The 25,321-nt window shown below is 64.6% G+C and carries 21 protein-coding genes; 11 read left to right on the top strand and 10 right to left on the bottom strand.

The annotated features are described in order from the left end of the window. The coding region (locus ACOJSI_RS14320) for a UxaA family hydrolase (protein WP_420138973.1) at positions 1 to 1,341 on the bottom strand (1,341 nt) is incomplete at its 3' end. Between the two features lie 163 nt (positions 1,342 to 1,504). On the opposite strand from ACOJSI_RS14320, the gene ACOJSI_RS14325 reads away from it, so the two are divergent. Both ACOJSI_RS14325 and ACOJSI_RS14330 read left to right on the top strand, forming a co-directional pair. Further along, entirely contained in the window at positions 1,505 to 2,362 is an 858-nt protein-coding gene (locus ACOJSI_RS14325) for a fumarylacetoacetate hydrolase family protein (RefSeq protein WP_420138974.1), read from the top strand. Positions 2,363 to 2,377: 15 nt separating this feature from the next. Continuing rightward, positions 2,378 to 3,727 carry a hypothetical protein gene (locus ACOJSI_RS14330; protein ID WP_420138975.1) on the top strand — a complete coding sequence of 450 codons (1,350 nt, stop codon included), beginning with the start codon at positions 2,378 to 2,380 and terminating at the stop codon, positions 3,725 to 3,727. A 6-nt stretch (positions 3,728 to 3,733) separates the two neighbouring features. Here the strand turns inward: ACOJSI_RS14330 and atzF are convergent, their stop codons facing one another. From atzF to ACOJSI_RS14370, 8 genes are read right to left on the bottom strand one after another with little or no spacing between them, the layout of a single operon-like run. After that, positions 3,734 to 5,488, bottom strand: a complete 1,755-nt coding sequence (gene atzF / locus ACOJSI_RS14335; RefSeq protein ID WP_420138976.1) for an allophanate hydrolase — start codon at positions 5,486 to 5,488, stop codon at positions 3,734 to 3,736. Continuing rightward, positions 5,485 to 9,084, bottom strand: coding sequence for an urea carboxylase (gene uca, locus ACOJSI_RS14340; RefSeq protein WP_420138977.1), 3,600 nt, complete (start codon positions 9,082 to 9,084; stop codon positions 5,485 to 5,487). Before uca ends, atzF begins: the two co-directional genes overlap by 4 nt. Further along, entirely contained in the window at positions 9,081 to 9,716 is a 636-nt protein-coding gene (locus ACOJSI_RS14345) for an urea amidolyase associated protein UAAP2 (RefSeq protein WP_420138978.1), read from the bottom strand. The genes uca and ACOJSI_RS14345 overlap by 4 nt, the downstream gene beginning before the upstream one ends. Next, the gene (locus tag ACOJSI_RS14350) at positions 9,716 to 10,537 is read right to left on the bottom strand and encodes an urea amidolyase associated protein UAAP1 (protein WP_420138979.1); all 822 of its coding nucleotides are present in this window, start codon (positions 10,535 to 10,537) and stop codon (positions 9,716 to 9,718) included. The genes ACOJSI_RS14345 and ACOJSI_RS14350 overlap by 1 nt, the downstream gene beginning before the upstream one ends. Beyond that, positions 10,534 to 10,977, bottom strand: a complete 444-nt coding sequence (locus ACOJSI_RS14355) for a CopG family ribbon-helix-helix protein (protein WP_420139013.1) — start codon at positions 10,975 to 10,977, stop codon at positions 10,534 to 10,536. Before ACOJSI_RS14355 ends, ACOJSI_RS14350 begins: the two co-directional genes overlap by 4 nt. 35 nt (positions 10,978 to 11,012) lie before the next feature. Continuing rightward, positions 11,013 to 11,810 carry an ATP-binding cassette domain-containing protein gene (locus ACOJSI_RS14360; protein ID WP_420138980.1) on the bottom strand — a complete coding sequence of 266 codons (798 nt, stop codon included), beginning with the start codon at positions 11,808 to 11,810 and terminating at the stop codon, positions 11,013 to 11,015. After that, entirely contained in the window at positions 11,807 to 12,622 is an 816-nt protein-coding gene (locus ACOJSI_RS14365) for an ABC transporter permease (RefSeq protein WP_420138981.1), read from the bottom strand. Before ACOJSI_RS14365 ends, ACOJSI_RS14360 begins: the two co-directional genes overlap by 4 nt. Before the next feature lie 10 nt (positions 12,623 to 12,632). After that, positions 12,633 to 13,724, bottom strand: a complete 1,092-nt coding sequence (locus ACOJSI_RS14370) for a putative urea ABC transporter substrate-binding protein (RefSeq protein WP_420138982.1) — start codon at positions 13,722 to 13,724, stop codon at positions 12,633 to 12,635. Positions 13,725 to 14,088: 364 nt separating this feature from the next. On the opposite strand from ACOJSI_RS14370, the gene ACOJSI_RS14375 reads away from it, so the two are divergent. The 7 genes from ACOJSI_RS14375 (at position 14,089) to ACOJSI_RS14405 (ending at position 22,365) form a co-directional block, all read left to right on the top strand. Beyond that, entirely contained in the window at positions 14,089 to 15,597 is a 1,509-nt protein-coding gene (locus ACOJSI_RS14375; RefSeq protein WP_420138983.1) for a hybrid sensor histidine kinase/response regulator, read from the top strand. Further along, positions 15,587 to 16,516, top strand: a complete 930-nt coding sequence (locus tag ACOJSI_RS14380) for a response regulator (protein ID WP_420138984.1) — start codon at positions 15,587 to 15,589, stop codon at positions 16,514 to 16,516. Before ACOJSI_RS14375 ends, ACOJSI_RS14380 begins: the two co-directional genes overlap by 11 nt. A 97-nt stretch (positions 16,517 to 16,613) precedes the next feature. After that, positions 16,614 to 16,991: a hypothetical protein gene (locus ACOJSI_RS14385; protein ID WP_420138985.1), complete on the top strand. Its 378-nt coding sequence runs from the start codon at positions 16,614 to 16,616 to the stop codon at positions 16,989 to 16,991. 211 nt (positions 16,992 to 17,202) lie between these two features. Continuing rightward, positions 17,203 to 17,535 carry a UrcA family protein gene (locus ACOJSI_RS14390; RefSeq protein WP_420138986.1) on the top strand — a complete coding sequence of 111 codons (333 nt, stop codon included), beginning with the start codon at positions 17,203 to 17,205 and terminating at the stop codon, positions 17,533 to 17,535. A gap of 258 nt (positions 17,536 to 17,793) precedes the next feature. Further along, on the top strand, positions 17,794 to 18,672 hold the full coding sequence (locus tag ACOJSI_RS14395) for a sterol desaturase family protein (RefSeq protein ID WP_420138987.1): 879 nt from the start codon (positions 17,794 to 17,796) through the stop codon (positions 18,670 to 18,672). A 5-nt stretch (positions 18,673 to 18,677) separates the two neighbouring features. Continuing rightward, positions 18,678 to 19,601, top strand: coding sequence for a YncE family protein (locus tag ACOJSI_RS14400; protein WP_420138988.1), 924 nt, complete (start codon positions 18,678 to 18,680; stop codon positions 19,599 to 19,601). Between the two features lie 385 nt (positions 19,602 to 19,986). Beyond that, positions 19,987 to 22,365: a TonB-dependent receptor gene (locus ACOJSI_RS14405; RefSeq protein WP_420139014.1), complete on the top strand. Its 2,379-nt coding sequence runs from the start codon at positions 19,987 to 19,989 to the stop codon at positions 22,363 to 22,365. 82 nt (positions 22,366 to 22,447) lie between these two features. Here the strand turns inward: ACOJSI_RS14405 and ACOJSI_RS14410 are convergent, their stop codons facing one another. After that, positions 22,448 to 24,019: a tetratricopeptide repeat-containing sulfotransferase family protein gene (locus tag ACOJSI_RS14410; RefSeq protein WP_420138989.1), complete on the bottom strand. Its 1,572-nt coding sequence runs from the start codon at positions 24,017 to 24,019 to the stop codon at positions 22,448 to 22,450. Between the two features lie 295 nt (positions 24,020 to 24,314). Between ACOJSI_RS14410 and ACOJSI_RS14415 the strand changes: the two genes are divergently transcribed. Then, a complete protein-coding gene (locus ACOJSI_RS14415) occupies positions 24,315 to 24,632 on the top strand; it encodes a 2Fe-2S iron-sulfur cluster-binding protein (protein ID WP_420138990.1) in 318 nt (105 codons plus the stop codon). A 209-nt stretch (positions 24,633 to 24,841) separates the two neighbouring features. Further along, complete coding sequence (locus ACOJSI_RS14420) at positions 24,842 to 25,240, top strand: cupin domain-containing protein (RefSeq protein ID WP_420138991.1); 399 nt, start codon at positions 24,842 to 24,844, stop codon at positions 25,238 to 25,240. Positions 25,241 to 25,321 lie beyond the last annotated feature (81 nt).

Here is a 25,321-nt window from a genome sequence, read left to right on the forward strand (position 1 = left end):
GTCCAGCACTTGGCCCGCATCGAAATCGATCCAGCCGGGTTTGCGGGCGGCAAGATCGCTGTTGGACGCGATCTTGATGGTGGGAACCGGAAAGCCGAGCGGCGTCCCCCGCCCGGTGGTGAACAGGATGGCGGTCGCGCCTGCGGCGGCGAGCGCGGTCGACGAAACCGCGTCGTTGCCTGGCCCTTCCAGCAAGGTCAGGCCGGTCGCGCGGACCCGCTCGCCATAGCGGCGGACATCGGTGACGATGGCGCGCCCCGCCTTCTGCACCGCGCCGAGCGATTTTTCCTCGAGCGTCGTGATGCCGCCGGCAATGTTGCCCGGCGACGGATTTTCCGAAACCGGTTCGCCATGCGCGGTGAAATAGGCTTTGAAGCCGTTCACCAGCGCGACGATGTCGGCAAACGTCCGCTCGTCTTGGGCGCGCGCCATCAGCATCTGCTCGGCCCCGAAGATTTCCGGAATTTCGGTGAGGATCACGGATCCGCCGGCGCTGGTGACGGCATCGCTCATCCGCCCGACCAGCGGATTGGCGGTGAGGCCGGAAAAGCCGTCGGAGCCGCCGCATTTCACGCCCAGCACCAATTCGGACAGCGGCACCGTCGTGCGTTGGACCGCAGCGACAGCGGGGATCATCTCCTCGACCAGCGCCACACCTTCGGCGACTTCGTCCCCGGCCAGCTGCGCGGTGAGCGTGCGGATCTTACCCCTGATGGCCGGATCGATCGTCTCGATCAGGCGATCGAGCTGGTTGGATTCGCAGCCGAGCCCGACGATCAGCACCCCGCCGGCATTGGGATGCGCGGCCAGCGCGGCGAGGATGGCGCGCGTGCCCGCCAGATCGTCGCCCAATTGCGAGCAGCCGAAGGGGTGGGCGAAGGCATGGACGCCATCGATCCGCCCGCGCGCAGCCTCACCCGCCAGACTGGCGATGCGCGTGGCGGTACGGCCGACGCAGCCGACGGTCGGCAGAACCCAGATCTCATTGCGCGTACCGATCCGACCGTCGGCGCGGCGATAGCCTTCGAACGTCGCGGAGGAGGTTCGGGTCTCGGGGTCGAAAGCGGGATGATAGGCGTAGCGGCCGCTCCCCTCCAGCGCCGTGGCGAGATTATGGCTATGCACGCGCGCACCCGGCGCGATCGCCTGCGTCGCATGGCCGATCGGGAAGCCGAACTTGCGAACCGGCTGCCCTGCCGCCACGCCGCGAAGCGCGAGCTTATGGCCGCGCGGAATCGCCTCCGCCGCGGTGACCCCCAGGATGACCTCGCCCGGCGCGATGTCGCGCAAGGCGGCGGCGACATTGTCGCGCGGATCGATCTGGATCGCGGCTTGCATCATTCACTCAACCCAAAATCGTGCATCGTCATCCTCGCGCGCGCATCCGCGCAGAGTGGATGCGGCCAGCCGGCAGCCCAGCGCGCCCATGCCGGGCTTACGCGCTTACGATCGGCCACGAAACCTGCCTATAGCGCAGGCCACGCAACAACCAGCGAGGAACGCGATGAAACTTCTGCGCTACGGACCGCGGGGCCAGGAAAAGCCGGGCCTGCTCGATAGCGAGGGGAAGATCCGCGATCTTTCCGCCCATCTGGCCGATATCGATGGCGCGGCACTCGCGCCCGATCGGCTGCGCGCTTTGGCGGCGATCGATCCCGCCTCGCTGCCGCAGGTCTCGGACGATGTTCGTTACGGCGTTCCCGTGCATGGCGTTGGCAAGTTCGTCGCGATCGGCCTGAACTTCGCCGATCATGCGGCGGAATCGAACCTGCCGGTGCCGGCCGAGCCCGTCATCTTCAACAAATGGATCACGTGCCTGCAGGGCGCGAACGATCCGGTGACTATTCCCCGCGACTCGCAGAAGACCGACTGGGAGGTGGAGCTTGGTGTCGTGATCGGCACGCGCGCAACCTATGTGAGCGAAGCGCAAGCGCTTTCCCATGTCGCCGGCTATTGCGTGGTGAATGACGTGTCCGAGCGGCATTGGCAGCTGGAACGCGGCCCGACCTGGGACAAGGGCAAGGGCTTTCCGACCTTCGGGCCGGTCGGACCCTGGCTGGTTACCGCCGATGAGGTCACCGATCCCCACAACCTCGCCATGTGGTTGTCGGTCAACGGCAAGCGAGTCCAGGACGGCAACACCCGCACGATGATCTTCTCGATCGCGCAGATCATCGCCTATTGCTCGCAGATCATGACGCTGGAGCCCGGCGACATCATCACCACCGGGACACCGCCCGGCGTCGGCATGGGCCAGAAGCCGGAGCCCTGGTATCTGAAAGCAGGTGACGTCGTGGAGCTGGGCGTCGAAGGGCTCGGCCAGCAGCGCCAGGAATTCGTCGCCTGGAGCCCGCCGGCCTGATCGGCGGCCTCACCCATGTCCGAACATCATGTCGAAGATCTTGTCGAAAGCAGCGTCCGGCTGCTGCTCGGCGCCGATCTTGCCGTCGATGCCAAGCGAGGGCTGGCGCACGATCTGTATCGCCTTCAGGCGCAATTCGACACGTCCGACACATCCGGGCGCCTCGGGCCGGAGCTTGAGGCGATCGGCTATGATCCCGACGCGCAATCCTCTGCGCGACCGCTGCTTGCCATCGCGGCAGACATGATCGCGCTGGCGGACCAGGCAGGGGATCGCCAGCTCGTGCGCGACTGGCTGGCGCTCCTGATCAACGGCATCGACGACACGACGTTGATCGACGACACGCTGCCGGAGGATTTTCACGCCTTTCAGGCCCTGCCGGAGGCCGTTGCGATCCGCACGATCGCCGGCCGGCGCCAAGAACTGGGCTGGCGCGGGCTGGACGCGGCGATCCCCCTGCCAAGCTGGACCGGCATCGCGCGCGATTATGATCGTTTCGCACCCGCCGACATGGATCGGCGCTCGATGTTGCGCTTCTTGCTCGATCATCGCGCCGATGCGGCGAAGATCGCGGCCGAATTCGACAAGGACAAGCAGCGCATCGCGCGGTCCGCCGACACGCTCGCATCCCTGCCGGCCATGGTCGCCGCGCGCGGACCGTTTCGCTGCATTGCCGACGCAACAAGCGGCTCGAAACGCAGCTTCGCCTTCGAGGCCGGTGACCCGCCCGCGGATGCCGATGCCGCGCGCTTCCACCTTATCATCGATCATGATGCGGATCTTAACGTCCTCTACCCCTGGTTCGGTGTACGATCCGGCCTGATCGAACGCTGGCAGGGAAGCACGCCCGCATTTGACGATGCCGGCATGCATTTCCGCGAAAGCATGATCGGTTTCGTGCCGGGTGATCTGCTGAAGGCGGACACCCAGCTGAGCGGTACCGGCTGGCGCTGGCGGCGCGATCAATCGGCGGCGCTGCTGGAGAAGCGGCTGGATGCGATCCTGGGCTATTGGCCGCATGCCGCCGCGCTTGAACGCTTCTATGCGAAGCCGCTGGCTGCGCGGATCGATGAGGAAGGTTTCGAGCTGATGGCAAGCAAGCGCGTCGAACGCTTCAACGCCTACGGCTTCTTCGTCAACGACGTCGACATCCTGTTCGCCTGCGCCTGCCGTGCATGGGATCGCGGCACCAGGCCGACGGCGGAGATCGCAGCGATCCGCGATTGGCTGGCGCACGTGCCACCCGACAAGCGCGCCGACCGCGTCTCCTGCCTGAAGCGGCTGGAGACGGGTCCTGCTTTCCCCCGTGAACTGAGCCGCTGGCCGATCCGTCGCCTCGACGAGCGTTTTCCGATCGAACCCTAGCGCCCGTTATTTCTGGGCGATGTAGGCGCGCCATCCGCCGAGATGGGTGATGTCTTCCGCGCCGATCGTCGCGCGCGGTTCGGCGATGAAGCCCTTGACCTGGCTGCCATCGTCCAGCGTCACAGTGCCGATCGCGAGCGGGGGCGGCACCTCTGCCACGAAACTGCCGAAGGCGGCCATATCCAGCTCATAGATTTCCAGCGCGATCGCCGCACCTTCGCCGCTATGGACCAAAGCAGGCTTGGGCGGGACACTGTCGGCGATCGAATAAAGGCGATAGGCCGGCGCAGTCTTCGCCTCGCCCACGAACGTGGCATCGCGCGAAGTGAGCTGCCAATGCAGCGGCATGTCCTTCAGATGGGCGCCCACGACCGCCAGCTTCACCGTTTCCATTCGTCCCTCCAGATCAAGCGCAGGCGGCTCCGCCGGCGCCGGGAAAAGCGTCTCCGCGGCTGCAATCAACGCGCGATCCGTGCCCGCCGGCCCCATCAGGGTCACGCCGAAGCCGACGCCGCTCGGATAGCGGCCTGCCGGCACCGCAATGGCCGCCATATCCAGCAGGTTCACGAAATTGGTGTAGGCGCCGAGACTTGCGTTCAACGCGATCGGGGCGGCCAGCATCTCTTGGACGCGATAGGATTTGGGCGCGGTCGGCAGCAGCAGCATATCGACCTGAGCCCAGATCTCCTCCGCCGCCCGTGCCAGTTCCGCCAAGCGATAGGCGCCCTCGAACGCCTCGACGGCGGAGAAGGTGAAGCCCTTCTCCACGATCTCCCGCACGACCGGATGAATCGCATCGGGATCGTCCTGCAGCAAGCCCTTGAGCGCGGCCGTCCGCTCCGCCACCCACGGACCGTCATAGAGCAGGCGTGCCGCCTCGTTGAGGGGCGCCATGTCGATCTCGATCCATTCCGCATCAAGCTTGGCCAGCGCCTGATCGTAGAGAAAGCCGGATTCGATATCACCGAACCAGGGCCGCTGGTCGGGACGGGGAATGCCGATACGGCGCGCGGCGCGCGGCGCATCTTCCAGCGCCTGGGACAGGGGATCGGCCGGATCGAAGCCCGCAACGACCGCGTCGACCTGCGCCGCCTCACCCGCCGTGCTGGTAAAGACCGTGATGCAATCGAGCGTACGGCAGGCCGGCACCAGGCCCTTGCTGCTCCAGCGGCCACGGGTGGGCTTGAAGCCGATCAGATGCTGGAAGGCCGCGGGCACGCGCCCCGAGCCCGCCGTATCGGTACCGAGCGCGAACGCCACCAGGCCGGCCGCGACCGCGACGGCCGAGCCGGAGCTGGATCCGCCGCTCACCCAGGCGCGATTATAGGCGTTGCGCGGGATGCCATAAGGGCTGCGCGTGCCATTCAGGCCGGTCGCGAACTGATCGAGATTTACCTTGCCGATGGGCACCGCGCCGGCGGCGATCAACCGTTCCACTACCGTTGCCGAGCTGTGCGGGCGATACGCAAATGCGGGGCATGCGGCGGTCGTATCCAGGCCGGCCAGATCGATATTGTCCTTCACCGCAAAGGGCACGCCGGCGAGCGGCAGCGCCTCGCCCGCGCCGATCCGCGCATCGACCGCAGCCGCCGCCGCGCGCAGATCGTCGGGATCGAAGCGCGAAATCCACACGGCGGGCTGGATCGCGTCATAGGCGACAAGGCGCGCCAGCACCTCTTCGATGATTTCGGCAGCGCTTCGACGGCCCGCTTGCACATCGGCCGCGATGCCGGTCACGGAAAGGCGATCGAGCGGGATCATGCCGGCATCAGCGCCAGAACCGGCGATCCAGGCGTGACCGTCTGGCGCTCCGCAACGTAGAGGCCGACGACGGTGCCCGCCGCAGCGCTGACGACCGGGAACTCCATCTTCATGGCTTCCAGCACCGCGATCGTCTCGCCCGCGGCAACGCTGTCGCCGGGCGCCTTCAGCAGCTTCCAGACGCTGCCGCCGAAAGGCGCCTCGACCATCTCCGCACCCTCCGGCAGGGCGATGGCGTCGGCCGGCTGTTCATCCGCCCCCTCGACCAGGCTGGCGACACGATCGAATTCGCCCCGCCGTTCCCAATCCGCCCGCTCGGCGGCGAACGCCGCGTTGCGCCGCGTTTCGAACGCGGTGATCGACTCTGCATTCCGTGCCAGGAAGGCGCGGTAGTCGGCCAGCCGGAATTCGGTTTCCTCAATCTCGATCACGCGCCGGCCGAGCGGGAAATCGCGCCGCCACTCCGTCAATTCGTCATGGCTGACCGGGAAGAAGCGGATCTGATCGAAGAAGCGCAGCAGCCACGGCTTGCCATCCGAGAAGGCGCCGGTCTGGCGATAGGTGTTCCACACCTGGATCGTCCGGCCGAACAGCTGGTATCCGCCCGGCCCCTCCATGCCATAGATGCACATATAGGCGCCGCCGATTCCGACGACGTTCGGCGGGGTCCAGGTACGGGCGGGATTATATTTGGTAGTGACGAGCCGGTGACGCGGATCGATCGGGGTCGCGACCGGGGCGCCGAGATAGACGTCCCCCAGGCCGTAAACGAGATAGCTCGCGTCGAAGATCGTCCGATAGACATCGTCGGCGCTGCCGAGGCCGTTGGCGCGACGGATGAACTCGATATTGTCCGGGCACCAGGGCGCATCGTCGCGCACCACCGCCATATAGCGCTGGATCGTCTCGTGGATTGCGGGATCGTCCCAGCTCAGCGGCAAGTGGACAATGCGCGACGGAATGGTGAAATCATCCAGCCCGCCAAGCTCTTCCTCGATCGCGATCAGCCGTTCCAGCAGCGCGGGCTCTTTCAGGCGGAAACCATCGATATGCACCTGGAAGGAGCGGATGCCGGGCACGATGTCGAGGATACCGGCAAGGCCCAATTCGGCCAGCGCCGTCGTCGCCGCATGGACGCGCAGCCGCAGCTCCAAATCGAGCGTGATCGGACCATATTCGACCAGCAGATTGCGATCGCCCTGGCGGCGATAGATGACGCGCGGACGACGGCCCTGCGGCGGCAATTCGGCGAGGATAGCGGCACTACCGGTGGCCGGCCGGTCTGCCAGCGGGCTACTCTGGCGGCCTTCGATCCACGCCTCTTCCGCGGCACTGGCGGCGTCAGCGCCGGCGAGATCGACCTCTTCGAAGCGGATGCTGTCACCAGGCGCGAGCTGCCCGATCTTCCACAGATCGGCGGCGATCACCACGAACGGGCAGACGAAGCCGCCTAGCGACGGGCCGTCCGGCCCCAGGATGATCGGCATGTCGCCGGTGAAGTCCAACGCGCCGATCGCATAGGGATTGTCGTGGATATTGGACGGGTGCAGGCCCGCCTCGCCCCCATCCTTGCGCGCCCAATGCGGCTTGGGCCCGGTCAGCCGCACGCCGGTGCGGTTGCTGTTATAATGAACCCGCCAGTCGGCCGAGAGGATCGTGTCGATATCGTCGGGCGTGAAGAATTCGGGCGCGCCGTGCGGCCCGTAAAGAACGCGGATCGTCCAGTCCGGGCCGAGCTCCGGCTGATCAACCATGCGCGGGCCGGGAATGACGGCGGGCGCATGCGGCGCGAGATGGAGCGTATCGCCGACCCGCAACCGGCGTCCGCCATGGCCGCCAAATTCACCAAGATCGAAGGTGCTGCCGCTGCCCAGATAGGTAGGCACGTCCAGCCCGCCGGCGAACAGGATATAGCCCCGCATGCCGCCGCCGCTGACGCGGCCGAGCGCGAGCACTTGGCCCTTCGCAATCGCAATCGGCTTGTTGCGCGGTACCGGCGCGCCATCGAGCGTCGCGCCGAAATCGGCGCCGGTGATGCAGATGCGGGTGGCACTGTTGAACTGCAATGTCGGCCCGGTGGCGGTAACCTCCAGCCCGGCGGCGCGGGAATCGTTGCCGAGCAGCACATTCCCCAAGCGGAAGGCACGGGCATCCATCGGCCCGGACGGCGGAACGCCGATGTCCCAGAAGCCGACGCGGCCCGGATAATCCTGCACGCTGGTGGCGGTGCCGGCCGAACGCACGACGATGCTGTCGGGATGATAGTCCACCCGCTCGAGCGAAGTGGTCGAGACATCCCCGGTGACGAAATCGCCACTGCGCGCAACCTCACGCAGCCAGCGCACATTGGTTTCGATGCCAGCCAGTTGGGTATGATCCAGCGCCGCTTGCATCGCGGCTACGGCCGCATCGCGATCGGGCGCCCGGACGATCAGCTTGGCGAGCATCGGATCGTAGAAGGAGGAGACGGCCGAGCCCCGCTCGACCCATGTCTCGACGCGCGCATCTCCGGGAAAGGTCACTTCGGTCAGGCTGCCTGACGAAGGGCGGAAATCTACGGCCGGATCCTCGGCATAGATACGCGCCTGGATCGACCAACCCTTCTGCTGCGGCGCCGGCGCGTCCAGGAAGCCGTAATCGCCGGCGGCGCCGCGCACCATCCACTCGACAAGGTCGATCCCGGTCACTTCCTCGGTCACGCCATGTTCGACCTGGAGACGCGTATTCACTTCCAGGAAGAACCAGTCCTGGCGGGCCGGATCGTACAGAAATTCGACCGTGCCGGCTGACCGATATTTGGCGGCGCTGCCCAGCCGCACCGCCGCTTCGATCAAAGCAGAACGGATGGACTCCGGCAGGTAGGGCGCCGGCGCCTCTTCAATCACCTTCTGGTTGCGGCGTTGAAGCGAACAGTCCCGCTCGCCGAGCGCGATCACGCGTCCCGTTCCGTCGCCGAAGATCTGCACCTCGACATGGCGTGCGCGCGGCACGAACCGCTCCAGGAACAGGCCCGCATCGCCGAAATTACCGGCGCCCAGCCGGGCGACCGCGGCATAGCCATCGCGAACGGCGCCGGCATCGGCGCAGACGCGCATGCCAATGCCGCCGCCGCCGGCCGTCGCCTTGAGCATGACCGGGTAGCCAATTTTCCCCGCCGCCTCGACCGCTGCTTCGGGATCGGCGAGCAGCCCGGTGCCGGGTGCCAGCGCAACCTTCTGCGCCTCCGCCAGCGCACGCGCGCTATGCTTGAGCCCGAACGCGCGCATATTTTCCGGCGTCGGGCCGATGAAAGCGATGCCGGCCGCTTCGCAGGCTTCGGCGAAGGCGGCATTTTCGGACAGGAAGCCATAACCGGGATGGATCGCATCGGCGCCGGTTTCGCGCGCCGCCGCCAGGATCCGTTCCACATCCAGATAGCTCTCGGTCGCGGGGCCGGGTCCGATGCGGACCGCGATATCCGCCTCGGCCACGTGGCGGGATGCCTCGTCCGCGTCGGAGAATACCGAGACCGATTTGATTCCCATCCGCCGCAATGTGCGGATGATCCGGCAGGCGATCGCGCCACGGTTGGCGATCAGAACCGTCCGGAAGCTCACGCCGTCACGACCATGCGAACGGGGGTCGGGTTGAAGCCGTTGCAGGGATTGTTGATCTGCGGGCAGTTGGACACGACCACGATCACATCCATCTCCGCGCGCAAATCGACGGTCAGACCGGGCGCCGAAATTCCGTCGACGATGCCCAGCGCACCGTCCGCAGTAACCGGTACGTTCATGAAGAAATTGACGTTCGACACCATGTCGCGCTTGCCGCGACCGTGGCGCAGATTGGCCACGAGGAAATTGTCGACGCAGCTATGTTGCGCCTTGGTGTGATGCCCGTAGCGCAGGCTGTTCGATTCGCACGAACAGGCACCGCCGATCGTGTCGTGATAATCGACCGATGTGGCCGTGATCGTCATCATCGGCCGGCCTTCGTTCGACAGCAGCACGCTGCCGGTGCGCAGAAAGATATTCTCCTGCGCCGCGACCGTATCCTGTGCACTGTAGCGTTCGGCGTCGTTCGCCGCCGCGTAGAGAAGGAAATCGACTGCCTGATTGCCTTCCAGATCGATGATGCGGAGCGATTGTCCGGCACGGATCGGATGCGACCAGGGGGCGCGGGCGGGCACGACTTCGTCGTGGACGATCTGGCCGTTCAGGCCATCGAGATGGGGATCATGGCTCATCAGCGGCGATACAGATCTTCGGTGTTGAGAAAGGCGCGAAGCCGCTCCGGCGTGGCCGAGCGGATCGGATCGTCTGGCGGTGTGACCGGGCCGCGCCACGCGGTGGCGCGAAGCGGAGTGACGCTCCAGTCGCGCCGATCAAGCACGTGCGGACAATTGGCGATCACGACGATCAGGTCCATCTCGGCGCGCAGCACCAGCGCGCGCTTTGGTTCGAACGGGCCGAGCTGCGCAGCGATCGCGCCATCCTCCGCGATCCGGACGCCCTTGAAGAGGTTGATGCAGGGGTGAACGTCGCGCGGCCCCAGGCCATGCTTGGCGACGCCGAGCATCAACCGATCGCGGGCATTGGGGTGAGCGCCCGAATTCTCCCCATCGCCATAGCGGCTGCGGTTGGAGCGTTCCGTGGAGGCGCCGCAAAAGGCATCATGTGTGCCGGCATCATCCTGTTCGATGCTGGCAAGAACGCGGCCCATGTCGGACAGCAGCAGGCTGCCGGTCGAAGGATACGCGTCCCACTGAACCTTGACCGTGTCAGCGATGTTGAGCCGTTCGGTCGGCATGGCGGCGTTGAACAGCAGCAGCGACGCGCAGGCATCGCCCTTCAGATCGATCAGCCGCAGCCGCGATCCGCGCGCCAGCACGCGGGAGGCATAGCCGCCGGCCGCGATCGTTTCTTCCCAGAGCAGATCGTCGACCGCGATGCCCGCCGGCAGATCGTCGGCGCGTGGCGGCAGGACTGGCATCGCTTCGACGACGGTGCCCTCCATTGCGCGGGCATGCGCCTGGGCGCTGCCGGGATCGGCGAGACGTGTACTCATGCCGCCTGATGTCCTTCCTGGCGCCATGCCTGATCCTGCTCGTGCAGCGGGGGCAACAGCGCGGTGGTGGTGAAGAGCCGCAATTGCTGCACGCCGCGCACCTTGCGCAGCGCGTCGCACAGATTGCGCAGGCGCCGAGCGGGCCCCTGCACGAGCATCACTTCCAGCGACTGATCATCCTCTAAGAAGACGTGCTGGGAGGAGATGACTTCTTTCAGATATTCGCCCTGCGTCTGGGCAAGCTGGTGCCGCACGCGGCCCATGTCGCCGCGATAGACCAGCGTGATGGTGCCAGCGAGCATGTCTTCCGGGCGGAGCGCCGCGCCATGTTCCGCCAGTTCGTCGCGGATCAGCTCCGCGATCAGCTGCGAGCGGGAGGGCAGGCCGCGTTCTTCCACCATCACATCCAGCTGGCGGGAGAGTTCGGCGGGGAGGCTCATGCTGAGCCGGGCGAGGGTGGAGGGGGACTGATCCTTCACAATGTCTGACCTGTCTCCGTTATTACTGATTCTGTCAATCGTAATAACTCCGATGGTGGTTCCAGCTTCTGTTTGCGGGTCAATGGCAGGTCGTAGACCGCCGTCGCTCCGAAGCGATGGGGCGCGTGCGGATCGATTCGGCGCTTGTCGAAAGCCAGCACGCGCGTCCCCAGGCGGAAGGCTTCGGTAATGTCGTGCGTCACCATCAGGACGGTAAGCGCATGCTCCTCCCACAAACGCAGGATCAGCCGGTGCATGTCCTGCCGGATGCCGGGATCGAGCGCGCCAAAAGGCTCGTCGAGCAGCAGCACACGAGGCCGCGCCATCAGCGCCTGGGCGATCGCCAGCCGCTGCTGCATGCCGCCGGAAAGCTGGGCGGGGTACATGTGCAGAGCATCCCCCAGCCCCACTTCCACCAGCATCGCCTCTGCCTCTTCGGCGGCTTCGCGGCGGGCGGCCCCGAACAAGCGGGCGGTGAACGGCGCGCCCACGCATTCGCGGCCGAACATCACGTTGCGCAGCGCCGTCAGATGGGGAAAGACCGAATAGCGCTGGAAAACGACGCCGCGATCCGGCCCGCATTCGGGGCGCAGCCGCTTGCCGTCGAGCAGGATGCGGCCGCGCGTGGGCGCTTCCTGACCGAGCACCAGACGCAGGAAGCTGCTCTTGCCCGCACCGGACGGACCGACGATGGACACGAAGCTGCGTTCGGCAATGCCAAGATCGACGCGCTCGAGCACGATCTTGTCGCCATATTCCAGCCAGACATTTTCGAAGGAAAGAAGATCGCTCATCGATTGGCCTGATGCGCCCAGACGAAACCGCGCTGGCTGATCTGCCGCAGCGCAAGATCCATCGCGATCGCCAACAGCGATATCCAGGCGACGTAGGGGATGATGATGTCCATCGACAGATAGCGACGGACAAGGAAGATGCGGTAACCCAGACCGCTGTCGGAGGCGATCGCCTCGGCCGAGATCAGATATACCCAGGCGGGTCCGAGTGAGAGACGCAAGCCGGAGATCAGACGCGGCAGTGCCTGCGGAACGGCGACGCGCAGCGCCAATTGCCAGCTGCTCGCGCCCAGCGTCTGGGCCTTGATCAATTGTTCTTGCGGAATCGCCGCAACGTGATCGGCCAGATCGCGGATCAGGAACGGCGCTACGCCGATGACGATCAGGGCAACCTTGGCGGTCTCCCCCAAGCCGAAGACGATGAACAGCACGGGCAGCAAGGCGATCGGTGGGATCACCGCGACGGTCGTGACGAGCCCGCCGAATGTCGCGCGTGCGGCCGGCAGCACACCCAGCACCATTCCGACCAGCAGGGCGGACAGCGTGCAGATGCCAAGCGCGATGCCGAGCCGTTCCAGGCTGGCCAGCGTATCCGCCCAGAAGATCAGCCGGCCACTGAGCGGATCGGCATCCATCAGCAGGCCATGCATGGCCGAGATCATGGCACCGGGCGTTGGCAACACCTTGTCATTGGGGTTGGCCGCATGCCGGGCGGCCGCCGCGAACAGATACGCGACCAGCGCCAACAGCAACGGCGCCGCCCCCAACAGGATCGTTGTGCGACGGCTTGGTTTGATATTCACCCAGCGCATCGCGCCCTCCTCAGAGCTTGCCGGCCGCCGCCTGCTCCATGAAGCTCGGATCAAAGCGCAGCTTCACGTTCTTGGTGTCGCCCAGCGTCTTGCCGCCGGGCAGGCCGATGCCGATCGCATCGGCGGATTTCGCACCGGCCCCGAACAGCCCCTTGGAGAAGCTGAAATCGCGCACCTTGCCCATCGTCGCGGCCAGCGCCGGCGATTTGAGCGCGCTCACCGCTTCCTGCGGGGTGCCATAGAGATGCGTCGTCTTGAGCTGCGCATCGAACGCCTGCGGCGTGGCGCCGGCCATCTTGGCCATGGCGGCGCGTGCGGCCGCGCCCGTCGCATCCTGGCGCTGCATCAGCGTGATGGTTTCGTACCAGATGCCCGCCAGCGCCTTGCCCAGATTGGGGTTGGCCTTCAGCGTTGCCGTATCGACCGCCAGCAGATCGAGGATTTCAGCCGGGATCTGATGCGAATCGAACATGATCTTCGCGTTCGGAACCTTGGCAAGCTCCGACAGCTGCGGATTCCAGGTGACGGCTGCCGTCGCCGAGGGGTTGGCGAAAGCGCCGACAATGTCGGCATCGGACGTGTTCACCGTCTTCACGTCCGACAGCTGCAATCCGACCGTCGAAAGGCCGCGCGCCAGCAGATAATGGGAGACGGACAACTCGACCAGATAGACGGTCCGCCCCTTGATATCGGCCAGGCTTTTCGCATTCTTGAGGACGATGCCATCATTGCCGTCCGAATAATCGCCAAGGATGATGGCGCTGGTATCCTTGCCGCCCGCCGCCGGGATCGTCAGGGCGTCCATGTTGGTAAGCGTGACGCCGTCAAACTTGCCGGCGTTGTACTGATTCACCGATTCGACATAGTCGTTGACCTGCACGACATTGATCTTGATGCCGTATTTATCGGCCCACTTCTTCACGATGCCGGCCTGCTGCGCATAGGGCCACGGCATCCAGCCTGCATAGATGGACCAGCCGATCGAAAATTCAGTCCGCTTTGGCGCATCTTGTTGTGCGCCGCCTCCACCACTACAAGAGGCGGTAAGGAGCAATGCCGCGGTTGCGATCGCCAGACGCGTCTTCGACATCCACCTTGCCATGCTCATCCCCGTGTCGCGTGTGTAAAAAGGCCCGGAATTCCGTCATCCGCCCAGAGGGCCGATATTACGTTTGATCAATCTAGTAATAAGTCTTATACCGAGCCGATGGCACCTGTCACCCCATTTTGTGATGCTGCAATGCGTCATTCAGGCATCGTTTCGGCGCCATTTCGGCGGCTGAAGGAACGGCGCGGGGGCGTTCGATCGATCCATAATCAGGAACGTTGCGGGATCGCATCGCGGCCCGCGGATTCGCTCACAAGACGCGCATGCCGGCCTGCCGGCAGGCCAGACTGATCGCGATCGCGAGATGATAGCGGGCACACCCTGGGCAATATGTTTGGTGGTGGTGCTGGCCGCGGCCATGACCTGCGTGCTGCTCGTGCGACGCAGCCGGAGCGCACGGCAAAATGCGGAGCAGGATTGCGCGCGCCAGACGCTGTTGCTGGAAGAGGAAGTCGAGGCGCGCAGGCGCACGGAAACGGAATTGCAGCAGGCCAAGGATGTGGCCGAAGCGGCCAATGCGGCCAAGACACGGTATCTGGTCGCGGTCAGCCACGAAATCCGTTCGCCGCTCAACGCCATCTATGGCTATGCCCAGTTGCTGGAGCGGGATGGGGCGATCCCTCCGGCCGAGGCGGCGGGCGTCATCCGCCGATCGGCGGAACATCTCACCAACCTGGTGGAAGGGCTGCTCGATATATCGCGGATCGAAAGCGGCGTGCTCAAGTTCCGGCAGGATATTGTCCGCCTGCCCGGCCTGCTCGATCATGTCGTCGACATGTTCCGCATGCAGGCCGCCGCCAAAGGACTGTCGTTGGACTATCGGGTTGAAGGCAGACTGCCTGCCTTTGTCCGGACCGACGAGAAGCGCCTGCGACAGATCCTGATCAACCTGCTGTCCAACGCGATTAAATATACCCAGCAGGGTGGCGCCACCCTGCGCGTGCGCTATCGCAGTCAGATCGCCTTCATCGAAGTGTGCGACACCGGCGTCGGGATCGCGCCGGAAGATCAGGAGCGGATCTTCGAACCGTTCGAACGGGGCAGTTCGCCCGAGACCGCATTGGAACCCGGTATCGGCCTGGGCCTTGCGATCACCCGCGTCCTGGCACGTATTCTGGGTGGCGAAGTCACTGTCCGCAGCGAGCCCGGCAAGGGCAGCCGCTTTCAGCTGCAACTCATGCTGCCGGAGCCGATGACCGTGCCGGGCGGGGCGGCGGCCGATGGCCGCATCGTCGGCTATCGCGGCGATCGCAAGACCATCCTGGTGATCGACGACAATCCTTCGCAACTGACGGTGGTGCAGCATCTGCTCCGCCCGCTCGATTTCACGATCTTCACGGCAGGCGGCGGTGCCGAGGGCCTCGCGCTGGCCGAGCAATGCAAGCCCGATCTGGTCTTGCTCGATATCCAGATGCCGGGATGCAATGGCTGGGACATCGCCGAACAATTGCGGGCGCGGCTGGGGCAGCGACTGCGCATCGTCATGGTCTCTGCGAACGCGCACGAGTTCCGCGCCGGCGGAGACGGGCGCAGCAGCCATGACGCGTTCATCTCCAAGCCGGTCGATCTCGGCGCCCTGCTCGATACGATCGGGCGTCAACTAGACCTCACCTGGATCGTCTCGACCGATCAGCCGGCGTTGGCGGGAGAGGACAATCACGCCATCGCCCTGCCGGATAGCGCCCGCCCCCATCTCGAGAGCCTCAAACATTATGTCAAAGTCGGTCATGTACGGGGGATCGAGATGGTTCTGACCGATCTGGAAGCCGAGATTCCGGAGAGCAGCGCGGCGGTGGCGACGCTGCGGCGGCATCTGAATGACTTCGATCTGCGCGCGCTGGCTCGGACACTCGATAATGTCGACTAACCCGCCCGCCAACAACGCGCGCGCGACGATCCTCGTCGTCGACGACACGCCGGAATCGCTGCGTTTCCTCAACGCCACGTTGGAACATGCCGGCATGACCGTGCTGATCGCGGTCGATGGATTGGCGGCGCTGGAGCTGCTGGAACATGTGACGCCCGACCTGGTGTTGATGGACGCGGTGATGCCGGGCCTGGACGGCTTCAAGACGACCGCGCGGATCAAGGCCGACGGACGCTTTCGCCATCTGCCGGTGATTTTCATGACCGGCCTCACCGAAACCGAACATGTCGTGCGCGGCCTTGAGGCAGGCGCGGTCGATTATGTCCACAAGCCGATCGTGGTCGACGAATTGCTGGCGCGCGTGTCAGTCCACCTTGCCAATGCGCGGATCTCGCAGGGCAGCCAGCTCGCGCTAGACACCGCCGGCAGACCATCGTTCGCGATCGAGGAAGGCGGCGCGACCAGCTGGCTGACCCCGCTTGCAACCGCCACGATCGAGCGGCTCTTTCCCGGATGGACACCGCGCGACGTGCGGTTGCCCGATACGCTGGCCGCCACGATCCGGCGCCTGCAAGGACCCGACGTTCCGGCAGGGGCCCAAGCCTCGCTTCAGATTGGCGACAGCCTCATCGAATGCACCTTCCTGCGCCAGACCAGTTCGAAGGAATGGCTCTTCCGGCTGACGGAGAAGCGCGAGGGAGATGCCGAACGCATCCTGGCGGAACGCCACGCCTTGACCTCGCGCGAGGCCGAAGTGCTGGTGTGGATCAGCCGCGGCAAACAAAATCGCGAGATCAGCGAAATCCTGCAGATCAGCCCACGGACCGTAAACAAGCATCTCGAACAGATTTTCGAGAAGATGGGCGTTGAAAATCGCGCTTCCGCGACCGCGATCGCCGTCGCCACGCTTTCGCAATAAGGAATTGTACCGCGAGGACCGCTATTCCCGGCACACGATCGGCCGCTACGTCAAACGCCCCATGGTTGGCGGGGCATGCTTTGGCCAGCTTGGCACCATGGGACGTCGGATCATCGCAGCTATTGGTATCGCGGCAGCCACGGCTGCATCCGCACCGATTGCCGCCGCGCCGGTGGCGAAGGTACGTGTCGTTAATTGCGGATCGCAGGATTGTCTGCTGGTCCGCGGACATCGCGCCTCGCCGAACGCAGCCATCCGCATCAACGATCATCCGGTCGAAGCGCAGGGTCGCCACACTTGGCAGGTGCGACTGCCGATCGACACCGTCCGCGACTGGTCGGCACCGTTCGCGCGCACGCTTTCGGTGGCGGTGATCGAGTCCCCCGCGACGGCGCGCGCCGAAGCCGTCCGCCTGCCGGTAGGGTTGCTGAGCCAGAACCTGGAGCTCGCCTCCCTGGTCGTACATCCCAATTGATTGGTAATAATCAGCAAAAGGATCAGCCGAACGAGACCGACCGCCAACACTTCATCATGACTTAAGCGATCATCGCGCAGTTGCGGATCTTGCACTCGTCTTTCAGGCGAGAGTATTATTTGTCGCGCCTGCTTGTCGCCTTCGCCTTGCAATCCTAGATTCCGGTGCATCCGCACGCACAAGCGGGCTATGGTTTTTGCAGGAGAAGGCAATGAAGATCGGTCTCGCGGCGCTTGCCGCCGTCTCGCTTGGTTCCGCCGCGTTTGCCGGCGTCAACGACAATCCCTTTGGCAAGGATCAGGCGGTTCTTTCGCTGAATGGCCTCGATCTCTCCACCGCAAACGGCCAGCGGCGCCTGGCGGTGCGGGTCGATCAGGCCGCGCGTACGGTTTGCGGCGACAGCCTCGCCACCATCCATGCCGACCTTGAAGCACGCGCCCGCGCATGCCGCGCCGACGTGGCCGAACAGGTCCGCACGCGCATCGAATCGCGCACCGCAGAAGCGGCGCGCCCGGTGCAGACGCAGCTCGCTTCGCTGCGCTAAACGGCGCTGAGTATTACGATCGTCCCGGTTGGCACGAAAACCGGCCGGGACGATCGCTTCACTTCTGATGCTTGGATTGCAGCATGCGCAATCCGCAGTACGTTATTCAGCCACCTGCAGATCGGCCGCGCCCTTCTATGATGTCGGGGCGAGGGAGACGTCGCAGCTGGCGGGACAACTAGCCTCCACGGGTTATCGCGCTCCTCCTGGCCGCTAGCCGACATCTCCCCCGCAGATATTCGATCGGGGCGGATTGGCATGCGCAAAACCCTCTTCAACCTGTTGCCTCCTGCGACGGTGGCCACGGTCATCCTTTTCTGGGCCTTTGCCCCCGCTAAAATAACCGGTAGCGCCTGGACACTGGTCATCGTCACGTCGCTGATCACCGCCTTCGTGCAGTCGCTGGAATGGCTCAACGAACGTCATTCGGGGTGGCGTCTGAACCGCAAGGAATTTGCCACCGATCTCTTCTATGTCGTGCTCGGCAGCACCGCGATCGCGTGGGCCTCGACCAAATTCGCGGAAGAGCCGCTAACCGCCGCAAAACATGCGCTCGGCATCACGACGCCCTGGGCGATGCAGATGCCTTTCCTCGCCCAGGTGGCGCTGGTCGTGTTCCTGATCGAATTCGGCCAATATTGGATGCATCGCGCGATGCACAACTCACCCTTGTGGTGGACGCACGCGCCGCATCATCACATCACGCAGCTGAATGCGATGAAGGGCTATGTCGGCAATCCGCTGGAGCTGTTCCTGATCAGCCTGAGCGTGGTCGCACTGTTCGATCTACCCATCGCAGCGGAATTCTGCGGCCTCAGCGTGTTGACTGTCATCTCCACCTTCGCGCACGCCAATGTGCGGGCGGATCCGCCGCGCTGGTACGCCTTCTTCTTCACCACCATACGGCATCACAGCCTGCATCATTCGGTCGTCTATGACGAGACGCGCTGCAATTACGGTAATTCGCTGATCCTGCTCGATCGCGTCTTCGGCACCTTCCGGGAAGGGGAATCCGAAATCGTCGGTCAGGATGCGCGTCGGCGTTTGTCGATCTGGGAACAATTCATCTTCCCCGCCCGCCCGCTGATGGAAAAAATCAAGGCCCGACAGGGCCGCTCCACCCCGGTCGCAGGATGAAATTGATGAAATGGTTGCCGCTGCTTGCCCTTGTCCTGGCTGCCGCCCCCGCGGCGTCGCTCACGCCGCCACAGGAAGAACAGACGATCGCGGTGCCGGGCTTCGCCGACTTCATGGTCGTGGACGGCGACAGCGTATGGGCCACCAATCGCGGCCGCGTGGAACGCTGGTCGCGTGCGGGCAAGCTCGCCGAAACAGCGATGACGCGCCCCTGCGGCGCCATGGCCATCGCCTCGGGCGCCCTGTGGGTCGCCGATTGCCGCGAGGGTACGCTCAACCGGATCGACCTCAAGACCGCCAAGCTGATCACCGCCGTTCCGACCGGCATCGCCAATCCCAAAGGTGAGCTTAACGTCGTCGCCGGCGCCGGCTCGATCTGGGTCGCCAGCGAAGATGCCGGCAAGATCGCGCGGGTGGATCCTGCCACGAACCAGGTGACCGCGACGATCGCGGTCGATCCCAGCACTTATTATCTCGCCTTCGGCTTGGGCGCGCTATGGGCCGTGAGTAGCGTCCATCAGTCGCTGCAGCAGATCGACCCGGCAACCAATCAGGTGGTCAAGCGGGTCAAGCTCGGCAAGCAGCCCGGCTTCCTCGCCGCCGGTGAAGGCGCGGTGTGGGTGCAAGAGCAGGGTGACGGCACGCTCGCGCGGATCGATCCGGCCGCGGGCAAAGTGTCCGGCCGCGTCAAAGTCGGCGCCGATCTGATGTATGGCGATATCGATACGGGCGGCGGCGCGGTCTGGCTGCGCACCACCGCCGATCAGACCTTCGCCATGATCGACCCTAAGTCGATGGCGATCGTCGCCCGGCTGGGGAAGGCATCCGGTAGCGGCGCGCTACGCTATGCGGGTAGCGGCGTCTGGACGACCGCGCACGACCTGCACAGCCTGACCTGGTGGAGCCTGAACGCACCGCGCACGAACTGAGCGGGTCGTCGCACACAGCAAAGTTGCACGCAGTTTCAGAGTCGCGGGCCGCGCGCGGGATCGCCCGTGCCTGACCGCGTTCGGCACCGACACGGCGTTGAAACTGCGGCATTTCGGCAACGTCTCTGCGGCGAAGCATCCGCACGCCGCCGTGCCCGATCGCGCCACAGGATACGGTTTCATCACCGCCCCGAACGGTACGTCAAACGCCCCATGGTGGCGCGCCCGCTTTAACCAAACGGTAGCTTTCGCACATGCCGGACAAGGTATGGCGCAGCGGGGATGGGATCCGAACGGCAAGGTTTTGGAGCGTTTTTTGGGGGCGACGGTGGCAGGATCGACTTTTCGCGCGGCATTGCTTGGCGCGACCTTTCTCGCAGGTGGAATGGCAACCGGGGCTTCGGCGCAAACAGCGGCCACCACGGCGGTACAACCGGCGCCGGCGGATGGCGCGGATGCCGATAGCGCCAACGAAATCGTGGTGACAGGCAACCGCCGGAGTGTGACGCTGCAGAATGCGCCGATCAACATTTCGGCGATCGGCGCGGAGCAGCTCCAGCGCCAGCATGTCGATGATATCCGCGATCTCGCCGCCTTCACCCCCGGCCTGACGATTTCCGATACCGGCCCGCGCTCGACCGGGTCGATCGTGCTGCGCGGCCTCAATGCGTCCGATGTGAGCGGAGAGGGCAGCAACTATGACAACGCTCTAGGCGTCTATCTGGGCGAAGTGCCGCTCTATTACGACTTCAAGTTCCTAGACATCGCCCGCGTCGAAACGCTGCTGGGGCCGCAGGGCACGCTCTATGGCCTTGGCACGCTTGCCGGCGCGATCCGCTACATTCCCAACCGGCCCAACGTGACCAATGTCGAGGGCGAGGTGCACGGCCGCTTCTATGGCAAGAGCCACGGCAGCAAGGCGGGCTATCAGGGCGACGGCGTGATCAATATCCCGATCGTCAGGGATCACATCGCCTTCCGCAGCGCGACCGGCTATTATTACGATCCGGGCTTCATCGATTATCCGCTGCTGGTGCAGACGCCGGGCGTCTCCCTGCCGCAGCCGGACGGCCCGACCAGCGTGTCGCAGGCGGGCTACGATGCCAATCTGAAGAAGCGCAAGGATCTCAATTTCGAGAAGACCTTCACCACCCGCAACCAGCTGCTGGTGCAGACGAGCGAGGATCTGAAGGCGATCTTCACCTACGCGTATCAGCAGACGAAGACCGAAGGCTCGCAATCCAACAGCGCGGGCGTGCTTGGTACCGGCAAATATGAAAATGCCGCGCGCTACACCGAGCCGTCCAATCGTCACGCCAATCTTTTCAGCCTGGAGATCAACGCGAACATCGCCGACATCGCCGATCTCGTATCGACGACCGCCTATACCAAGGTTCGCAACCGCTCGCGCGCCGACAATACCGACCTACTGCTCGACCTGGATTATGATTATGAGGCGTTTCCGGCCTTCACCAGCTGGAACGAAACCAACGATCGCCGCAAGCAGTTCAACCAGGAAGTCCGGCTGGTGTCGCGCCATGGCGGCCCTTTCAATTGGGTGATCGGCGGCTTCTATAACAATCAGAAGAACCACCGCGATTATGCCGAGCACGTTCCTGGATTGTCGAACTTCTACGGTGTGCCCGACAATCCCGACGATCTGGAATATGTGAGTTATACCAGGTCCAAGGTCACCGAGAAGGCGATCTTCGGCGAAGGTACCTTCCACGTCACATCCAAGTGGCAGGTGACGGGCGGCGCGCGTTATTTCAAATATACGTCGAACATTCAGGGCGCGCTCACGCTGCCGCTGCTGGGTGATCCGCTCAGCCCCTATGATCTGAGCCCGTCCGGCGGCAGGGCCAAGAAGGATGGCTGGGTATGGAAGCTCAACAGCTCCTACAATTTCACGCCGGACCTGATGGCCTACGCGACCTACAGCAAGGGTTATCGCATCGGCGGCCCGAACCGGGTCGCGCCCTGCCCGGTGCCGGTGCCGACGGATCAGCAGAACGCCTGCGCCCTGCCGAACGAAATCCAGTACGGGCCTGACAAGACCAAGAATATCGAGGTCGGCATCCGCACGCAGTTGTTCGACCGGAAACTCTCATTCAACTTCGATGTCTTCCACATCAAGTGGGATGGCATCCAGGTCGCCTCTTCCACCTTCTATGGCGCGACCGGTATCACCGTGAATGGCGGCACGGCCAAGTCGCAGGGGTTCGAAACCTCGTTCCAGTTCCGGCCGGTGCCGAAGCTGGCGATCCAGGGCAGCTATTCCTACACCGATGCCAAGCTGACGCAGGACGTGCCCGGCATCATCACGATCCGCACCACGCCCAACGATTATGATGCACGGCCCAAATTCACGCAGCTGAGCGCGCTTGACGGGGATCGTCTGCCGGGTTCGGCCAAGAATTCGGGGGCGCTGGGCGCGACCTATACGACGCCGTTCGCGGCCGGCAACATCATCGCCAACTGGATCGCGACCTATCGCGGCAATGTCGTCTCCCGCCTCGGATGGGACCGCGCCTATGGCGACAAGATTCCCAGCTATGTGACGCACCGCGCATCGCTCGCCTATGAGACGGACAAATATAGCGTCAGCCTGTTCGCGACGAACATCTTCGACAAATATGCCGTGGTGTCCGTGAGCAACGATCGCTCCCGGATCGGCGTCAACGATGGCGTCGCCGTCCGCTATTATGGTCAGGCCGTGCTGAACCCGCGCACCGTCGGCATCGAAGGTCGCATCAAGTTCTGATCGCATGTGAGACGCATAAGGGCGCTCTCCGGAGGTGGAGGGCGCCCTTTTCGTTTGGCGCCGATCCAAGCCCCGCTGGCCGTCAATCGATAGGGATGCCGTGCGCTTCCAGCCAGGCCCGCGCCGGTGCCAAGCCCGTTTCATAGGTACGCCACTTGCCCACGGCGTCGGCGTTGAGCGGTCGCCGTACCTGTGCCGCGCTGGGGGTTGCGACTGCAGCCTTGTTTTCGTGGAAGGACAAGCAAGCCTCGTCCCAACTCAGGCGGCAATGCTCCAGCAACCGGCGCGTCTGCCCTTCCTGATCCGCGACCAGCGCCTCGTAGGAGAGTTGCAACACCCGCCCCGGCCATAGCCGGTCCCACAACGCCATCAGCCGGTCGAACCGTGCGAAATAGCGCGCGATATCCATGATGTCGTAGGAGTAAGCGTAATAAGCCGATTGGCTGGCGAACAGGTTCTTATAATTGCTCCAGATCACGTCCATCGGATGGCGCCTCAGGCAGACGATCCGGGCATGGGGCAGCGCCTGCGCGATATGGCCGACATAGAGGAAATTGGCAGGCAATTTGTCGGTAAAGCGCGGCCTCTTGTTCGTGCGGTGATGTTCGGCGCGTGCCAGATAGGCATCGCCAAGCGCCGTCGGATCGATCGCGCCGCTCGCCGCGATCGTTTCCGCATCGATGACGACACGGGAGGCGGTGCCGGCAAGTTGCTTCACCGCCAGCGGCATTGCCTGCAGCTCCCCCGCCGCTTCCACGTCCGGATGCGACGACAGGATGCGATCCACCAGCGTGGTGCCCGTGCGCGGCATGCCGAGCACGAAGATCGGCGCCGGATCGTCATTGCCCGCGCCTCGCGCGCGCCTCGTCGGGTGGCCCGAGAACAGCGTCTCGATCGCGTCGAACAGCGCCGCGTCCTGCGCGAAATCATAGCCGATCCTGGCCTTATGCGCGGCATTGGCAGCGGACAGGTGGGCAAAAGCGCCACCGCCATCGCCAATATCTTCCATCTCCTTCGCCAAAGCGTAACGGATACGCAGCGCATCTTCAGGGCGCGCTGCCCTGCTCAGTGCCTGCTCTAGGCGGGGAACATGGTGCGTTTGCGCGGTCTGCCGCGACAGGATCGCCAGCGCATAATGAGCCCGCGCATGGCCGGGATTGTCGGCCAGAATGGCCTCATAATGCATGCGCGCTTGATCGACCTGGCCGACGAAGCCCAGCGCGGCGGCAAGATTATAGCGGAATTCCAGATTTCCCGGCTGCGCGGCAACCGCGCTTGTGAAGGGCGCGATCGACGCTTGGTGATCGCCCAGCCGCGCCAGCACGCATCCGATCGTATCCAGCGTCAGCGCGTCGTCCGGCGAGAGGGCCAAGGCCGCACGCGCCGCCTCACCCGCCAGACCATCACGGCGCGTCATGATCCGCAATTTGGCGAGTTGGGCCAGATGCTCGGCCTGCGGCCCCCGCGCCACGGCTTCCTCGATTAACGGGATAGCCTTGCCGATATGTCCCGCCTCGGCCGCGATCATGCCCAACAGGAAATAGCCTGTCGGCTGTTCGGGATCTGCAGCAACAACAGCCTTTGCCGCCACGATCGCGGCCGGCAAGTCGCCCCGCTGCAGCGCCGCCTTCGCCTGGCTTTCGTGCCGCAACATTATGACCAGGCGATGCGGGTCGGCCGACGGTTGCCGCCGATCGCTACAGTGTCAAACAAACGCAAAAGCCGCACGCGATCCGCCCTGTCCCTGCCGACGTCGCCCGTCGTCCGCCGCCGATGGTAGCGATGGTCGGTCGCGATCGCCAATCGCGCCGACGTAAGGCGATACGTCAGACGACGAATAGCAGGCGGTTTTGCCCCCGATTACCGAGCCGCGGGCGTCGTTCGCGCGCATTTTTTACCCGCTTGCGTCGGCGCGCACTCCGCATAGCCGACATCATCAGGATAGCTGCATGTCGCAATTGATCGTTACCAGTCGTGCCGGAGAGCAGGCCACCGTCGCAGCGCAGGAAGGCCTCAGCCTGATGGAGATCGTCCGCGAAGCGGGCTTCGACGAACCCTTCGCATTGTGCGGGGGGGCCTGTTCCTGCGCGACCTGCCATGTCTATATCGACCCAGCACTGTTGGATCAGATGCCACCGATCAGCGCGGAGGAGGATGCGCTGCTCGACAGTTCCGATCACCGCCAGCCCAATTCCCGCCTGTCCTGCCAAGTCCCCTTCCGGCCCGCAATGGACGGGCTGCAGGTGGTTGTCGCGCCGGAGGATTGACCCCCGGGGCTATGGCCGCGCGTTCCCCTGAAGGTCGCGCGGCTGCACCAAGGGCCAGCATCGCTCCATCCTTCCGCCAGTTGAGGGCATCCCTCCGCATGATGGCGATGTTGGCCTGATCGCGCGATCCCATGTCCGCTTCGCATCAACCGCGAAGAGCTTGGCTTACGCCGTTGGGCGTTGCGCCACAGGACGAGGATCGTGCCGTCATGCCAACCAGATTTTCCAAGCTGCTGCTGCTGATCGCCGCCGCAATGTCCACCGCTGCCGCGCCGGCCCCGCATGCAAGCGTTGCCACGCTGATGAGCAAGGCGTTGGCCGATTATCCCGGGCACGAAGCGACGATGATTACCGTCACCTTCCCGCCCGGCGCGGTAGATCCTATCCATCGGCATGACGCACATGCCCTGGTCTATGTGCTGGAGGGCGCGATCGTGATGGGCGTGCGCGGCGGCCGCGCCGTCACGCTGAAGCCGGGCGAAACCTTCTATGAAGGCCCGCACGACGTTCACACCATCGGCCGGAACGCCAGCAAGACGCGGCCTGCCAAGTTTCTGGTGGTGCTACTGAAGAAAAGCGGCGCGCCGATCCTCATGCCGGCCCGGTAAGGTTTGAAGGTCACGCGTTTGCGGACCAGCTTTGCCGGACCTGGGCGCACCTATACCGAAGCATAGACGGCCTGGCCGATC

The sequence above is a fragment of the Sphingomonas sp. genome, assembly GCF_048595155.1.
In the GTDB taxonomy this organism is placed as follows: domain Bacteria; phylum Pseudomonadota; class Alphaproteobacteria; order Sphingomonadales; family Sphingomonadaceae; genus Sphingomonas_I.

Coding starts and splice junctions, on each gene's coding strand:
- ACOJSI_RS14410 (WP_420138989.1), bottom strand. CDS start 24,019: ATGTTGCGGCACGAAAGCCAGGCGAAGGCGGCGCTGCAGCGGGGCGAC.
- ACOJSI_RS14365 (WP_420138981.1), bottom strand. CDS start 12,622: ATGCGCTGGGTGAATATCAAACCAAGCCGTCGCACAACGATCCTGTTG.
- ACOJSI_RS14385 (WP_420138985.1), top strand. CDS start 16,614: ATGGGACGTCGGATCATCGCAGCTATTGGTATCGCGGCAGCCACGGCT.
- ACOJSI_RS14355 (WP_420139013.1), bottom strand. CDS start 10,977: ATGAGCCTCCCCGCCGAACTCTCCCGCCAGCTGGATGTGATGGTGGAA.
- ACOJSI_RS14390 (WP_420138986.1), top strand. CDS start 17,203: ATGAAGATCGGTCTCGCGGCGCTTGCCGCCGTCTCGCTTGGTTCCGCC.
- ACOJSI_RS14395 (WP_420138987.1), top strand. CDS start 17,794: ATGCGCAAAACCCTCTTCAACCTGTTGCCTCCTGCGACGGTGGCCACG.
- ACOJSI_RS14420 (WP_420138991.1), top strand. CDS start 24,842: ATGCCAACCAGATTTTCCAAGCTGCTGCTGCTGATCGCCGCCGCAATG.
- ACOJSI_RS14415 (WP_420138990.1), top strand. CDS start 24,315: ATGTCGCAATTGATCGTTACCAGTCGTGCCGGAGAGCAGGCCACCGTC.
- ACOJSI_RS14360 (WP_420138980.1), bottom strand. CDS start 11,810: ATGAGCGATCTTCTTTCCTTCGAAAATGTCTGGCTGGAATATGGCGAC.
- atzF (WP_420138976.1), bottom strand. CDS start 5,488: ATGATCCCGCTCGATCGCCTTTCCGTGACCGGCATCGCGGCCGATGTG.
- ACOJSI_RS14370 (WP_420138982.1), bottom strand. CDS start 13,724: ATGGCAAGGTGGATGTCGAAGACGCGTCTGGCGATCGCAACCGCGGCA.
- ACOJSI_RS14330 (WP_420138975.1), top strand. CDS start 2,378: ATGTCCGAACATCATGTCGAAGATCTTGTCGAAAGCAGCGTCCGGCTG.
- ACOJSI_RS14400 (WP_420138988.1), top strand. CDS start 18,678: ATGAAATGGTTGCCGCTGCTTGCCCTTGTCCTGGCTGCCGCCCCCGCG.
- ACOJSI_RS14350 (WP_420138979.1), bottom strand. CDS start 10,537: ATGAGTACACGTCTCGCCGATCCCGGCAGCGCCCAGGCGCATGCCCGC.
- ACOJSI_RS14345 (WP_420138978.1), bottom strand. CDS start 9,716: ATGAGCCATGATCCCCATCTCGATGGCCTGAACGGCCAGATCGTCCAC.
- ACOJSI_RS14380 (WP_420138984.1), top strand. CDS start 15,587: ATGTCGACTAACCCGCCCGCCAACAACGCGCGCGCGACGATCCTCGTC.
- ACOJSI_RS14325 (WP_420138974.1), top strand. CDS start 1,505: ATGAAACTTCTGCGCTACGGACCGCGGGGCCAGGAAAAGCCGGGCCTG.
- ACOJSI_RS14405 (WP_420139014.1), top strand. CDS start 19,987: ATGGCAACCGGGGCTTCGGCGCAAACAGCGGCCACCACGGCGGTACAA.
- ACOJSI_RS14375 (WP_420138983.1), top strand. CDS start 14,089: ATGACCTGCGTGCTGCTCGTGCGACGCAGCCGGAGCGCACGGCAAAAT.